Source organism: Cryptosporangium arvum DSM 44712 (assembly GCF_000585375.1).
GTDB classification, from domain to species: domain Bacteria; phylum Actinomycetota; class Actinomycetes; order Mycobacteriales; family Cryptosporangiaceae; genus Cryptosporangium; species Cryptosporangium arvum.
In genome coordinates this window covers 7311251-7324887 of record NZ_KK073874.1, presented here as the reverse complement: position 1 = coordinate 7324887, position 13637 = coordinate 7311251, and the positions used below count along the sequence as shown (strand labels likewise).

13 protein-coding genes and 1 pseudogene are annotated in these 13637 nt (G+C 69.6%); 6 read left to right on the top strand and 8 right to left on the bottom strand.

What is annotated here, in order from left to right; genetic code table 11:
• Nucleotides 1-27 precede the first annotated feature (27 nt).
• Both CRYAR_RS33505 and CRYAR_RS48255 read right to left on the bottom strand, forming a co-directional pair.
• Nucleotides 28-1191, bottom strand: coding sequence for a PQQ-dependent sugar dehydrogenase (locus tag CRYAR_RS33505; protein ID WP_035857189.1), 1164 nt, complete (start codon nt 1189-1191; stop codon nt 28-30).
• Nucleotides 1192-1227: 36 nt separating this feature from the next.
• Entirely contained in the window at nt 1228-1641 is a 414-nt protein-coding gene (locus tag CRYAR_RS48255; RefSeq protein WP_051571287.1) for a PH domain-containing protein, read from the bottom strand.
• Nucleotides 1642-1863: 222 nt separating this feature from the next.
• Here CRYAR_RS48255 and ilvD point away from each other — a divergent pair, with 222 nt between their 5' ends.
• The 6 genes and pseudogenes from ilvD (at nt 1864) to ilvC (ending at nt 7824) form a co-directional block, all read left to right on the top strand.
• Nucleotides 1864-3540, top strand: coding sequence for a dihydroxy-acid dehydratase (gene ilvD, locus CRYAR_RS33495; protein ID WP_035857188.1), 1677 nt, complete (start codon nt 1864-1866; stop codon nt 3538-3540).
• Nucleotides 3541-3684: 144 nt separating this feature from the next.
• A complete protein-coding gene (locus tag CRYAR_RS33490) occupies nt 3685-3936 on the top strand; it encodes a type II toxin-antitoxin system prevent-host-death family antitoxin (protein WP_035857187.1) in 252 nt (83 codons plus the stop codon).
• Nucleotides 3933-4190, top strand: a complete 258-nt coding sequence (locus CRYAR_RS33485; RefSeq protein WP_035857186.1) for a Txe/YoeB family addiction module toxin — start codon at nt 3933-3935, stop codon at nt 4188-4190. The genes CRYAR_RS33490 and CRYAR_RS33485 overlap by 4 nt, the downstream gene beginning before the upstream one ends.
• Nucleotides 4191-4409: 219 nt before the next feature.
• Nucleotides 4410-6218, top strand: a pseudogene (locus CRYAR_RS33480) (acetolactate synthase large subunit); the annotation flags it as partial.
• An 18-nt stretch (nt 6219-6236) separates the two neighbouring features.
• Complete coding sequence (gene ilvN / locus CRYAR_RS33475; protein WP_035857185.1) at nt 6237-6761, top strand: acetolactate synthase small subunit; 525 nt, start codon at nt 6237-6239, stop codon at nt 6759-6761.
• 34 nt (nt 6762-6795) lie between these two features.
• Nucleotides 6796-7824 (top strand): ketol-acid reductoisomerase, encoded by a 1029-nt coding sequence (gene ilvC / locus CRYAR_RS33470; protein ID WP_035857184.1) that lies wholly within the window; start codon nt 6796-6798, stop codon nt 7822-7824.
• A 43-nt stretch (nt 7825-7867) separates the two neighbouring features.
• Here ilvC and CRYAR_RS33465 read toward each other — a convergent pair whose 3' ends face one another.
• From CRYAR_RS33465 to CRYAR_RS43995, 6 genes are all read right to left on the bottom strand, one after another.
• On the bottom strand, nt 7868-9106 hold the full coding sequence (locus CRYAR_RS33465) for an MFS transporter (protein ID WP_051571285.1): 1239 nt from the start codon (nt 9104-9106) through the stop codon (nt 7868-7870).
• Nucleotides 9103-9744, bottom strand: coding sequence for a phytanoyl-CoA dioxygenase family protein (locus tag CRYAR_RS33460; protein ID WP_169745118.1), 642 nt, complete (start codon nt 9742-9744; stop codon nt 9103-9105). Before CRYAR_RS33460 ends, CRYAR_RS33465 begins: the two co-directional genes overlap by 4 nt.
• On the bottom strand, nt 9674-10408 hold the full coding sequence (locus tag CRYAR_RS44005) for a histidine phosphatase family protein (protein ID WP_051571283.1): 735 nt from the start codon (nt 10406-10408) through the stop codon (nt 9674-9676). The genes CRYAR_RS33460 and CRYAR_RS44005 overlap by 71 nt, the downstream gene beginning before the upstream one ends.
• Nucleotides 10395-11138 (bottom strand): SDR family NAD(P)-dependent oxidoreductase, encoded by a 744-nt coding sequence (locus CRYAR_RS33450; RefSeq protein WP_281174696.1) that lies wholly within the window; start codon nt 11136-11138, stop codon nt 10395-10397. The genes CRYAR_RS44005 and CRYAR_RS33450 overlap by 14 nt, the downstream gene beginning before the upstream one ends.
• A gap of 63 nt (nt 11139-11201) precedes the next feature.
• Nucleotides 11202-12458, bottom strand: a complete 1257-nt coding sequence (locus CRYAR_RS44000) for an ATP-grasp domain-containing protein (RefSeq protein WP_051571282.1) — start codon at nt 12456-12458, stop codon at nt 11202-11204.
• Nucleotides 12449-13621, bottom strand: coding sequence for an ATP-grasp domain-containing protein (locus CRYAR_RS43995; RefSeq protein ID WP_169745117.1), 1173 nt, complete (start codon nt 13619-13621; stop codon nt 12449-12451). The genes CRYAR_RS44000 and CRYAR_RS43995 overlap by 10 nt, the downstream gene beginning before the upstream one ends.
• Nucleotides 13622-13637: the final 16 nt, after the last annotated feature.

Here is a 13637-nt window from a genome sequence, read left to right as displayed (position 1 = left end):
TACCGGAATCCTCGGGCGGCTAACCCGCTAGAGCACGTCCACGCCGCTCGAACCGGGCGGGATGATCCGCAGGATGCGATCGTCGTCCACGGTGGGGTTGCCGCGCCCGTCCCGGTTGGACGTCGCGACCCAGACCGATCCGTCCGGGGCGGAGGCCACCGTCCGCAACCGACCGTACCGGTTCTGCAGCATCGCCCGCGGGGTGCCGTCGACCGTGCCCTTCTCCGGGTCGAGCGTCACCACCCAGAGCCGTTCACCCTTCAGCGCGGCGACCAGCAGGTTCGACCCGATGACGACCGCGCCGCTTGGCGAGGCCACGTCGGGCTTCCAGGCGACGAGCGGCTTGGTGAACCGCTTGTCGTTGCTCATGCCCTCCACCGTCGGCCAGCCGTAGTTGCCGCCCTTGGTGATGACGTTCACTTCGTCCCACTCGTTCTGGCCGAACTCGGTGGCCCAGAGACGCTTCTTCGAGTCCCAGGTGAGGCCCTGGACGTTCCGGTGGCCCCGGGACCACACCAGCGAATTCGGGTACGGGTTGCCCGGCGCCGGTTTGCCCGCGCCGGTCATCCGCAGGATCTTGCCGCCGAGGCTCTTCAGGTCCTGCGCGCGGCCACGCTCGGAGGCGTCGCCGGTGCCCGCGTAGAGATAGCCGTCGGGGCCGAACGCGAGCCGGCCGCCGTTGTGGATGCCCGACACCGGGATGCCGGTGACGATCGGCTGCGGCTGCTGACCCAGCACCAGCGACGCGATGCGGTTGTCGGTGCGTGTCGTGTAATAGAGGTAGACCGTCTTGTCGGTCGCGTACTTCGGTGAGACCGCGATACCGAGCAGGCCGCCCTCACCGCCGGAGTAGGCGTCCTGGATGGTCTGCACCGGGGTCGCGCGGCCGCCGGGCGTGATCGACAGGATCCGCCGCGTGTCGCGTTCGGTGACCAGCGCCTTCCCGTCGGGGAGGAAGGCGAGCCCCCACGGCACCTGGAGGTTCTTCACCAGCACCTGGACGCCGACCCCGTCGTCCTCCTCGGATCCGCCGGGGGCGGTGGGCGACGCGCTGGGCGTCGGCAGGTTCGGTGACTCGCCGCTCTCCGTCTCGTCGGGAGCGCCGAGTGAGCAGCCGGCCAGCGCCAGTACCAGGGTCGTCGCCGCGACGACCAGCGGACGCAAGGCTCGTTGCCGTGTGGGCCCGGACATGCACCGAGCCTAACCGGCACCTCCCAGCGCCGTCGGTCACGCCTCGGTGACGGTCTCCTGTGCGCGTTCGGGTCCGGGGGTGGTGAGCCCGACCGACTCGATCAGCCGGGGGAGGGTCGCGGGGGTCACCGCGGGTAGCCGGAGCGTGCCGCCGTCGACCAGTTGCACCGAGACCCGCCCCCGGGACGAGAGGAAACCCTCGATCTCGTCCCAGCGCAGCGTCCGGCGCCCGAACGCGCGCCGGATCGTGAGGTGCTCGGCGTCGACGTCGACACCGGTGCGGATCACCCACCACAGCGCGGCCAGCGGGACCACCATCACCGGCGCGTACCACCAGCTCTGACCGGCGATCGTGAACGCCCCGATCGCCATCAGCAGGATCGCGGCGACGGTGGCGAAACTCTGCCGGAACCGGACGCGGACCGGCTTGGCCGGGGTCTGGGTGCTCACCCTTCCAGTGTCGCAGGTCCGGCGCGCCCGGGGCGGCGTAGGCTCGTGGCACCGCGCTGCCCCGCCGTCCCGGGCGCCGAGCTCGCTGCCGTCACCGCGGCTGCCGCTCACGGCCGCTACCCCGGCCCCGGTCACGGGACGCTCCCCACCGGCGGCGGGTCGGCCCCGCGCCGACCGTCGCTCACCCGCGCCTTCCCCGGAAGGCCCAGCCGAGGAACTCGTATGACGCATCCGCTGAAACCACGCAGCACCGACGTGACCGACGGTCTCGAGAAGGCCGCGGCCCGCGGCATGCTCCGGGCCGTCGGCATGAAGGACGAGGACTTCGCCAAGCCGCAGATCGGCGTCGCGTCCTCGTGGAACGAGATCACGCCGTGCAACCTCTCGCTCGACCGGCTCGCGAAGGCCTCCAAGGAAGGCGTGCGCACCGCCGGCGGGTTCCCGATGGAGTTCGGCACGATCTCGGTGTCCGACGGCATCTCGATGGGCCACGTCGGCATGCACTACTCGCTGGTCAGCCGTGAGGTCATCGCCGACTCGGTCGAGGTCGTGATGCAGGCGGAGCGGCTGGACGGCAGCGTCCTGCTGGCCGGCTGCGACAAGTCGCTGCCCGGCATGCTGATGGCCGCCGCGCGCCTCGACCTGGCGTCGGTCTTCCTCTACGCCGGATCGACGCTGCCCGGCAAGATCGACGGCCGCACGGTCACCGTCATCGACGCGTTCGAGGCCGTCGGGGCCTGCGCCCGCGGGCTCATCAGCCGCGACGAGGTCGACCGGGTCGAGCGAGCGATCTGTCCGGGCGAGGGCGCCTGCGGCGGCATGTACACCGCGAACACGATGGCCAGCGCGGCCGAGGCGCTGGGCATGTCACTGCCGGGTTCGGCCGCGCCGCCGGCGCCCGACCGTCGTCGCGACGGGTACGCGGTGAAGTCCGGCGAGGCCGTGATCAACCTGATCAAGAACGGCATCACCGCGCGTCAGATCATGACCCGCGAGGCGTTCGAGAACGCGATCACGCTGGTGCAGGCGCTCGGCGGCTCCACGAACGCGGTGCTGCACCTGATGGCGATCGCCCACGAGGCGAAGGTCGACATCACGCTCGAGGACTTCAACGAGATCGGCCGGCGCACGCCGCACCTGGCCGACGTGAAGCCGTTCGGTCAGTACGTGATGACCGACGTCGACGAGATCGGCGGCGTGCCGGTCGTGATGAAGGCGCTGCTCGACGCCGGGTTGCTGCACGGCGACTGCCTGACCGTGACCGGTCGGACGCTGGCCGAGAACCTCGCCGAGATCGCTCCGCCGGACCCGGACGGCAAGATCATCCACGCGGTGCAGAACCCGATCCACCCGGTCGGTGGCATCACGGTGCTGCGCGGCTCGCTGGCGCCCGACGGTGCCGTGCTCAAGTCGGCCGGCATCGAGTACGAGGTGTTCGAGGGCACCGCGCGGGTGTTCGAGGGCGAGCAGGGCGCGATGGACGCGGTCACCCACAACACGCTGAACAAGGGCGACGTGATCGTGATCCGCAACGAGGGCCCGAAGGGTGGCCCCGGCATGCGCGAGATGCTCGCGGTGACCGGCGCGATCAAGGGCGCGGGCCTCGGCAAGGACGTGTTGCTGCTCACCGACGGCCGGTTCTCCGGCGGGACGACCGGGCCGTGCATCGGGCACGTCGCCCCGGAGGCCGCGCACGGAGGTCCGATCGCGCTGGTGCAGGAGGGCGACCGGATCCGGCTCGACCTGAACGCCCAGACGCTGGACCTGCTGGTCGACGAGGCCGAGCTGGAGCGTCGCCGGCAGGAGTGGAAGCCCCTCCCGCCCACCTACGACACCGGCGTCCTGTCCAAGTACGCCAAGCTCGTCGGCTCCGCCGCCACCGGCGCCGTCTGCAGCTAGCTCGTACAAAGGGGGCCGCTCCGTTCTGGAGCGGCCCCCTTTTTCGCGGTTGCGACTCATGTGTACGTGCCCATATGATGACTGCGTCCGACGGTCGGACGTACAATTTTTTGTACAACTGCTACCGCATCGTCGGAGGTCCCAATGCGAACCATGTCCTACTCCGAGTCACGTGCGCGGTACGCCGAGGTGCTCGACGCCGTGATCAACGACCGAGAGGAAATCGTGATCACCCGCTCTGGGCACGACCCAGTCGTCATCGTCCCCTTGGACGAGTACGAGTCCATGAAGGAAACGCTGTACCTGTTCCGCAGCCCCGCCAACGCGCGTCGCCTGCTCGAGTCGATCGAAGAGCTCGAAAGTGGCGGCGGCATCGTCAGGGATGTCATCGAATGAAGCTTGTCTGGAGCACGCGCGCTTGGGATGAGTACGTGTGGTGGCAAGAGCAGGACCGCAGGGTCGTGAAGCGGATCAACGCCCTGCTGGACGACATCAAGCGCAACGGCAACGAGGGAATCGGACGGCCCGAGCCGCTCAAATACGACCGCGCCGGATACTGGGCGCGCCGGATCACCCTTGAGCACCGCCTGGTCTACAAGGTCGTCGATGAGGAGGTCCGGATCGCTGAGTGTCGGTACCACTACGAGTGACCGTGTGGGCCGCCCTCCGGGCACGGAGGGCGGCCCACGCCGACGCGTGGACCACAGAGTGGGATGAGTTTGACGTCGGGTGGGAAGCGGCCTACCGTGACGATCGTGCGATCCACCCGAATTCTCGTACTCAGCTAGCGCGTCGACACCGCACCACGTCGACGCGCTCACCCCCCGTGCCGCAGGCACGAGGGGTTTTTTGTTGCCCGAGAACTCGAGACCGCGTCACCGCTACACGAAGAGGCCAATGCCATGAACGCACCAGCCACCCCGCCGGCCCACGAATCGGTCACGGGTGCCCAGTCGCTTGTCCGCTCCCTGGAGGCGGTCGGCGCCGAGGTGGTCTTCGGCATCCCGGGCGGCACCATTCTTCCGACGTACGACCCGCTCTACGACGCCCCGGGCGTCCGGCACATCCTGGTCCGGCACGAGCAGGGCGCAGGCCACGCGGCCGAGGGCTACGCGCAGGCCACCGGCAAGGTCGGCGTCTGCATGGCCACCTCCGGCCCGGGCGCGACGAACCTGGTGACCCCGATCGCCGACGCGTACATGGACTCGGTGCCGATGGTCGCGATCACCGGCCAGGTCAGCACCCCGATGATCGGCACCGACGCCTTCCAGGAGGCGGACATCTGCGGCATCACGCTGCCGATCACCAAGCACAACTTCCTGGTCAAGCACCCCGAAGAGATCCCGCAGACGATCGCCGAGGCCTTCCACCTCGCCTCCACCGGCCGCCCCGGCCCGGTCCTGGTCGACGTGCCGAAGGACGTCCAGCAGGCGATGACGCGGTTCAACTGGCCGCCGCAGCTGAACCTGCCCGGCTACCGGCCGACCGTGCACCCGCACGGCAAGCAGGTCCGCGAGGCCGCCCGGCTGCTCACCTCGTCGAAGCGCCCGGTGCTCTACGTCGGCGGCGGGGTGCTGAAGGCCCGCGCGTCGGCGGAGCTGAAGGTGCTGGCCGAGCTGTCCGGCGCTCCGGTGATCACCACGCTGATGGCTCGCGGGGCGTTCCCCGACAGCCACCCGCAGCACCTGGGCATGCCCGGCATGCACGGCACCGTCGCGGCGGTCACCTCGCTGCAGAAGGCCGACCTGATCGTCGCGCTGGGCGCCCGCTTCGACGACCGCGTCACCGGCAACCTCGACAGCTTCGCCCCGTACGCGACGATCGTCCACGCCGACATCGACCCGGCCGAGATCAGCAAGAACCGCACCGCGGACGTCCCGATCGTCGGTGACGCCCGCGAGGTGATCGCCGAGCTGGTCGTCGCGCTGCAGGCCGAGCACCAGGCCGGTCACCGCGCGGACCTGGACCCCTGGTGGGCCCTGCTGAACAAGACCCGCGAGACGTACCCGCTGGGCTACGACGACCACCCCGATGGCACGCTGGCACCCCAGTACGTCATCGAGCGGCTGGGGAAGATCTCCGGACCGGAGACGATCTTCGCCGCGGGAGTGGGCCAGCACCAGATGTGGGCCAGCCAGTTCATCTCGTACGAGAACCCGTACACCTGGCTGAACTCCGGCGGCGCCGGGACGATGGGATACGCCGTCCCCGCCGCCATGGGCGCCAAGGTCGGTAAGCCCGACACCACCGTGTGGGCGATCGACGGCGACGGCTGCTTCCAGATGACCAATCAGGAACTGGCCACCTGCGCCCTGGAGGGCATCCCGATCAAGGTCGCCGTCATCAACAACGGCAACCTGGGCATGGTGCGGCAGTGGCAGACGCTGTTCTACGACAAGCGTTACTCCAACACCGACCTGAAGACCCACAAGCAGCGCGTGCCCGACTTCGTGAAGCTGGCCGACGCGCTCGGCTGCGCCGGGCTGCGCTGCGAAACCGCGGGTGACGTCGACGCCACGATCGAGAAGGCGATGGAGATCGACGACCAGCCGGTCGTCATCGACTTCGTGGTCGGCAAGGACGCCATGGTGTGGCCGATGGTCGCGGCCGGCGCCAGCAACGACGACATCCAGGCCGCCCGTGACGTCCGCCCCGTCTGGGGCGAGGACCAGACCTGATCGGAAGAGACGACGACAATGAGCAAGCACACCCTTTCGGTCCTGGTCGAGAACAAGCCGGGTGTCCTGGCCCGGGTGTCGGGCCTGTTCAGCCGGCGCGGGTTCAACATCCACTCGCTGGCGGTCGGGCCCACCGAGCACCCCGACATCTCCCGGATGACCGTGGTCGTCACGGTGGAGGGCCTGGCCCTCGAGCAGGTCACCAAGCAGTTGAACAAACTGGTCAACGTCATCAAGATCGTCGAGCTCGACACGTCGGTGTCGGTCCAGCGCGAGCTGATGCTCTGCAAGGTCCGCACCGACCCGCAAACCCGCTCGCACGTGCTCGAAACCGTCGAGCTCTTCCGCGCGCACGTCGTGGACGTCTCCACCGACTCGATCACCGTCGAGGCCACCGGCACCGCCGAGAAGCTCGAGGCTCTCGTCCGCGTGTTGGAGCCCTACGGCATCAAGGAACTGGTGCAGTCCGGCATGGTGGCGATCGGTCGGGGCCCCCGGTCGATCGCGGCGCCCGCGGTGGCGTTGCGTAGCGTCAGCGCTTGATCTGAATTAACTACGGAAGGACGAAGTACTAGTCATGGCCTCTGAAAACCTCCGCGCCGAGCTCTTCTACGACGACGACGCGGACCTGTCGATCATCCAGGGCCGCAAGGTCGCCGTGCTCGGCTACGGCAGCCAGGGGCACGCCCACGCCCTCAGCCTCCGTGACTCCGGCGTCGACGTGCGCGTCGGCCTGCCGGAGGGCTCCAAGAGCCGCCCGAAGGCGGAGGAGGCCGGCCTGCGTGTCGTCACCCCGGCCGAGGCCAGCGCCGAGGCCGACGTGATCATGGTGCTCGCGCCCGACACCGCGCAGCGCACGATCTACGCCAACGACATCGCGCCGAACCTCAAGGACGGCGACGCGCTGCTGTTCGGGCACGGCCTGAACATCCGGTACGAGCTGATCAAGCCCCCGGCCGGCGTCGACGTCGCGCTGATCGCGCCGAAGGGCCCCGGTCACCTCGTCCGCCGCCAGTTCGTGGACGGCAAGGGCGTTCCGGTGCTGGTCGCCGTCGAGCAGGACGCGTCGGGCAACGCGCTGGCGCTCGCGCTCAGCTACGCGAAGGGCATCGGCGGCACCCGCGCCGGCGCGATCAAGACCACGTTCACCGAGGAGACCGAGACCGACCTGTTCGGTGAGCAGGCCGTCCTCTGCGGTGGCGTGGAGGAGCTGGTCAAGGCCGGGTTCTCGACGCTGACCCAGGCCGGCTACCAGCCGGAGGTCGCGTACTTCGAGTGCCTGCACGAGCTGAAGCTGATCGTCGACCTCATGTACGAGGGCGGCATCGCGCGGATGAACTACTCGGTCAGCGACACCGCCGAGTACGGCGGCTACGTCTCGGGCCCGCGTGTCGTCACCGACGAGACGAAGAAGGCCATGAAGCAGATCCTCACCGAGATCCAGGACGGGACGTTCGCCCGCAACTGGATCGCCGAGGACGAGAACGGCCGGGCCAACTTCCACAAGCTCCGCGAGGAGAACGCCGCCGACCCGATCGAGGTCACCGGCCAGAAGCTCCGTGGCCTGATGAGCTGGGTCGACCGTCCGATCACCGAGACGGCCTAGTTGATCCGGACGCCCACCGCGGGAGCGGTGGGCGTCCTGGTTCCTACCCGGAGACCCGACCGGCCGGCTCGCGAGCCGCCTGAGCCCAGCGAACGGCCGGGGTGGCGCACAGCCCGGCCGCCGCGAGGACTCCTCCGACCAGCAGCCATCCCGGGGTTCCCCAGGTGATGCAGAGGAACGAGAGCAGGGTCGGCGCCGCCACCTCGGCCAGACCGGCGCCCATCCCGAACACACCGAGGTACTCGCCGGTGCGGTGCGGCGGGGCAAGCCGGAAGGACACCTCGAACGCCCCGGAGGCGTGCCAGAGCTCGCCGAGGGTGTGCACCACCGCCGCGACCAGCAGCAGAACCGTGGCCGCGGACCCGGGGAGCTGGTCGGACAGCGGAAACAGAACGCAGGAGAGCAGAAAGACGAAGCCGGCCCGACGCAGGCACCGGGCTCCGGCGGCGAGGTCCACGACCCCCCGGCTGACCCAGACCTGCCCGAGCGCCACCATCGCGGTGTTGATGACGAGCGTGGCCGAGACCAGCCAGTAGGGGCGGCCGGTGGTGGCCACCCACAGCGGTACGGCGATGGTCAGCACCCGGTACTGGATCGACAGGATGCCGTCGATGACGGCGAGGACCAGGTACGGAGCATCGCGGAACGCCCCGCTCCGACGGCGTGATCCGACGGGCTCGGACGCCCTTCCCACGTCTGCGGGTAGCAGCCGGACCAGGCCCGCGCTGAGCAGGAACGACAGTCCGTTGAGCAGGATCAGGGTCTGATAGGCGGTCGGCGTGCCCACGTGGAGGCCCAGTCCGGCGAGGCCGGCTCCCACCGCGAACCCGACGTTCGTGGTCGACCGGAGGTAGGCGCGGAACCGCTGCGGCTGCTCTCCGCCGTACCGATTCACGAGCGGCGCCCGCGCCGCCGGCCCGGCCGTGGCGACCACGCTGGCCAGACCGATGAAGCCGATCGACAGGAACACCGACCCGGTCAGGGCCAGCCCGACCATGGCTGCGCTTCCGCAGCCGAGCACGATGACGTAGGTGCGCCGGGGTCCGGAGCGGTCGGCGATTTTTCCCACCAGGGGTCCACCGGCGAGGGCGAGGACACCGCCTCCGCTGAGAATCAGACCGGTCTGCAGGACCGATCGATCCAGGACCAGACTGAGGTAGAGCGCGATCGACGTGAGGTAGAAGCCGTTGCCGATCGTGTTCAACAACTGGGCTGACGCCAGGACTCGCTGTTGGCGTGACCCGGGAATCAAGCCGGCCAGGAGGTTCGCCGCGGACGTCACCTCGGTGCGTACTCCGGAGCATACGAGCGGCCTCGCACGGCCAGCCGGAAGCCGTCGATCACCGGAAGGCCCCGATGGATCACGTCGCTGTCGATGACCAGCAGTGTCCCGGCCGGGCCGAGTACGGGTAGGAGCCCGGACGTGAGCTCACCGGGGAGCTCCCGGGTTTCGTCCTGGCGAGGGAGTACCCGTTCGCGCCGGCGCCGGTCTTCGACCCGCTTCGCGTGCAGGTGGCTACCGGGGAGGCAGGCGAACGGGCCGTTGTCGCTCCCCACGTCGCTCAGATAGAGAAAGAACTTCAGGTTCGGCGTTCGGTCGTAGTGCGGTGTGCGAGCCGCATGCGTCGTCCCGGGGAGATCTTTCACCGCGATGACGTCGTGATTGAAGCTGTAGTCCTCGGCGGCGAAGAACTCCTCGGCGATCGTCCGCATCCAGTCGGCGGAGAAGAACTCCGCCAACGCCGGGAAATCGTCGTTCAGGTGTCGGCGGCCGATCGCCGTGGCCGCGCCGGACGAATACGGTAACTGCTCGCCGTGTTCCGGTACCCGGGTCAACAGCGTGCCGACTTCAGCGCGCAGAGCGGCCAACGTCCGCCCGGTCAGGAACGGCTTGATCGGCGCGATGCCCTGCTCTCTCACCAATGCCGGACCGGTCGTGGTTGCCGAGGCGCGACTCGTCCAGGTCAGCTCCACTCCGCGCTCCTTCCTGTCCGTCGATCGACCAGTGGCCGTGCCCACCGGTCAGGATCCAGAAGCCGCCCGGTGGAAGACCGGGCCGCAGCAAACTCTCGCGGAGCGGCTCGCGCAGCAGGTGCGACAGCAGCGCCAACGCCGTGTTGGAGTGGGTGACCAGCAGGAGTGCCTGATGCGGTGGCACCGAGGCGAGCGCGGACCGGACGGCCGGGGCCGCGCGGGCCGCTACCGCGGCCAGACCCTCCCGGCCGTCGAAGGGGTCGACCTCTCCGGCGCTCCAGCGCGCGAATGCCTCCGGCCGGGCTCGGCTGACCTCGTGCCGGGTGAGCCCCTGCCACGGGCCGAGGTCTTCTTCCACCAGCCGGTCGTCGAGGGTGTGGGGGAGGCCGTGGGCCCAGGCCACCTCCCTGGCGGTCTGCACGGCCCTGACCAGCGGGCTGCTGACGATCGTCGTCAAGGGCTCAGGTCGCAGAGCTCGGCTCAGGGCGAGCGCCTGACGGTGTCCCAGCGCCGAGAGCGGCGGATCCAGGTGTCCGGTGAACTTTCCCTCCGCGGACCAGGTGGTCTCGCCGTGCCGCGCGATGATGACACGCCGGTCAGAGGTAGCCACCGCTACCTCCGGCGACATCGATCGAGGTACCGGTGATGTAGGCCGACAGGCCGCTGAGCAGGAGGGCCACCACCGGGGCGACCTCGGCGGGCTGTCCCATCCGCCCGACCAGGATTCCGCGCCGGTCGACCTCCTGGCGGCACCAGTCCTCGAAGGCGGTCGCGGAACCGTCGGCCCGGTGGCGGCTTCGCTGCCGCTCGGTGAGGATCGCTCCGAGGTTGACCGTGTTCACCCGGATGTTGTCCGGGGCCAACTCCACGGCCAGGGACCGGGCCAGGTTCAGGACGGCGGCACGGCCGGCGCTCACCGCGGCCATTCCGGTCTCGGGGGCGCGCGCGGTCACGCCGTTGATGACCACGACCCGACCCGCCGTTCTCGTCAGCGCGTCGACGGCCGGCCGGATCGTGTTGAGAACGGAAAGGACTTTGATGTCCAACTGTTCGCGCCACAGGGCGTTCGGTGACGACAGCGGGCGCCCGGGTGCACCGGCGCCCGCGTTGGCAACGACCCCGTCCAGCCTCCCGAAGTGGCCGATCGCCGCCTGCACCTGATCCGACATCTGTCGCTCGTCGGTGACGTCCGCCTGCACCGTGAAGAGGCGTCCACCCCGGCAACTGTCCGCCAGATCACGCAGCGGCTGCTCTCGCCGAGCCAACGCGGTCACGGACGCCCCCTCCGCCAGGAGGAGCTGCACGATTGCCCGGCCGACGCCTTGACTTCCGCCCGTCACCAGAAAGGCCTGACCACCGATCTGCAGATCCACACGTCTCCCCACGTCGCCGAGTTGGGCGGATCACCAAGCCGATTCCTGCTGTATCCAGGTGACCGCGCCGGCGTGAACGGCCGACAGCTCGGAATGGGTGCCCGCGGTCAGCGTCGCATCAATGACGTATTCCGAGCTCTTGTGGGCAGCCGAACGCTCCTCTGTTTCCGACAGGTCGACACGTTCGTGGACCTCCACGACTCCGGGAACGGGGCAGACCCTCGGCAGCGGTTTGAGGCGGCGTCCCGGACGCGGGAACAGAACGAAGCCGGCGACCGACCCCGTTCCCGAGCTCGGAGCTCCGGTCCACGGGAGACCCGCCTGCCCCTTGGCCGCTTCGGCTTCGAGATCGACGCCGAGGACGTGGTCGACCATCCATCTGATCTTCCCGCCGCCGGTTCGAGCGGCGATCTCGCAGAGCAAGGGCTGACCACCTCGCGGCCAGAACAGCTCGCAGTGGAAGCTGTGCACGCCGTTCATCGGCGGAAGGGCGGCGACGACGCGCCGTGCCGTCTGCTGGAGAACGAGATCGGCTCTCGACCCCCGGTCCAGCGTCAGCAACCCGAGCGGTTCGACCTCCGACAGGGACGAGAGCGGGGTGCGGGTGTACCGACTCGCCACCGCGAGCAGGACCCGGCCTTCCCGGGCCAACCCGTCGACGCAGAACATGGGGGCGTCGACGTACTCCTCGACCATCAGCCCGGCCGTATCGTCACCGGACAAGTTCCGCATCCGGGCCCAGCGGTCGAGCTCGTCGCGGCTGGTCACTGTCCGTACCTCGGCGGCCCCGGCGCCGTCGACGGGTTTGACCACGATCCCGGCCGGGTGCGCGGCGAGGAAGTCGTCGAGGTCGAGCACGCTGTCCACGGCGGCGAACTCCGGGACGGCGATGCCGGCGCGTCGCGCGAGCGTCTTCATCTGAAGTTTGTCGCGATAGGCACGGGCAGCGCGGGGACCGGGGCCGCGGAGCCCGAGACGATCGCGGAGCTGAGCCGCGCGGACGACGTCACATTCGCTCAGCGCGACGACGGAGTCGATCGGCTGCTCGGCGTGAGCAGCGAGAACAGCCTCGTCGACCGCGCGGTTCCCCTTCCAGTTCCCGAAGAGCCGGTGACGGTGATAGACGCCCGGTCGCTCCGCGAGGTGAGCCCGGGTCGCATCGCTGTCCTCGGCGAACAGCACGATCTGCGGCCTGCCGTCGGCGGACGCGAGCCACCCCGGGTAGTCGTGGTCGGCCAGGGATTTTTTGGACAGCACCGCGATCCGGCGCCGCGTCGTCATCTCCATACCCCGGCCTCCCGCCACCAGTGGTCGACCTCCTGCTGGCGTTGCCGTACCTCGGCCGCGGTCCGGCCCTCGGCCAGCACCAACGCGCTGGCATCGGCCGCGTATCGCGTGCCGGCCGCCTGAGCCCCGGCCGGCAGCACGGGTCGGTAACGGACTCCCTCCACCGGGCAGGTCTCCGGTGGATGGAACCGACCGTGTCCCCGCGGGAGAGCAGTCCAACCGTGGATGCCTGCGGGCAGCCGGTCCTGCTCCGCCACCACGGCGGACTGCCCGGCCTGACCGCGGAGGTTCTCCTGGCTCAGGTGGAGACCGAAGGCCGACTCGTAGACGCCGGCGACTCCACCGCCCCCGGTCCGACTACCCACCTCGCAGAAGGTAGCCAGACCATCGCGCTCGATCCACGCCTCCAGATGGAAGCTGGTCGTCGCCGGGGGACCGGGCAGAGCCGAGATGACGGCGCGGGTGAAATCCTGCAGCGGCACCCGCGCCGCGTCCTCCGGGTCGAGCTGAACACTGGACAGCGTCTGCTGGTCGAGGACCGACTCGGCGTTGCCGACGTTGTAGCGGCTGGGCCAGCAGTGCAGCACCGTGCCCGCGGCCATCAAACCGTCGACGTGGAAGAACTCTCCCTCGACGAAGGCTTGGACGAGCCACGATTCGGGCGAGCGTCCGACGACCGGGAAGAGCCCCGAGCTCAATAGAGCGACGACTTCCGCTCGGGTGCGGAGGATCCGTACCCCCTCCGAGCCTGCTCCCCACCGTGGCTTGAGCACCAGCCGGCCGTGGCGGTCCAGCAGGTCCAGCAGATCGAGCGGATGCTCGAGTCGGTAGGTCGCAGGAGTACGGAGCCCGGCCCGGCTGACGGTCCCGGTCATGACGAACTTGTCCCGGAAGGCCCGGGCCGAGTCCACGGACTGGCCCGGAAGGCCGAGCCGCTCGCGAATTCGCGCCGCGCGCAGCACGTCGTCCTCGCTGGAGGACAGCACGAGGTCGGCACCGGTCTGCCGGGCGGCGTGCAGGGCCTCGAGCTCAGTGGCCCAGGCCGTGTACTGGTCGACGGCCACGACTCGGGTGAATGCTCTGTCGTAGGCGCTCGAATCGTCGACGTAGTGCGCCCGGGTCGTGACAATGGTGGCTTCGGACCACTCGAGCCACTGATTCACCGGCCGATCCGACAGA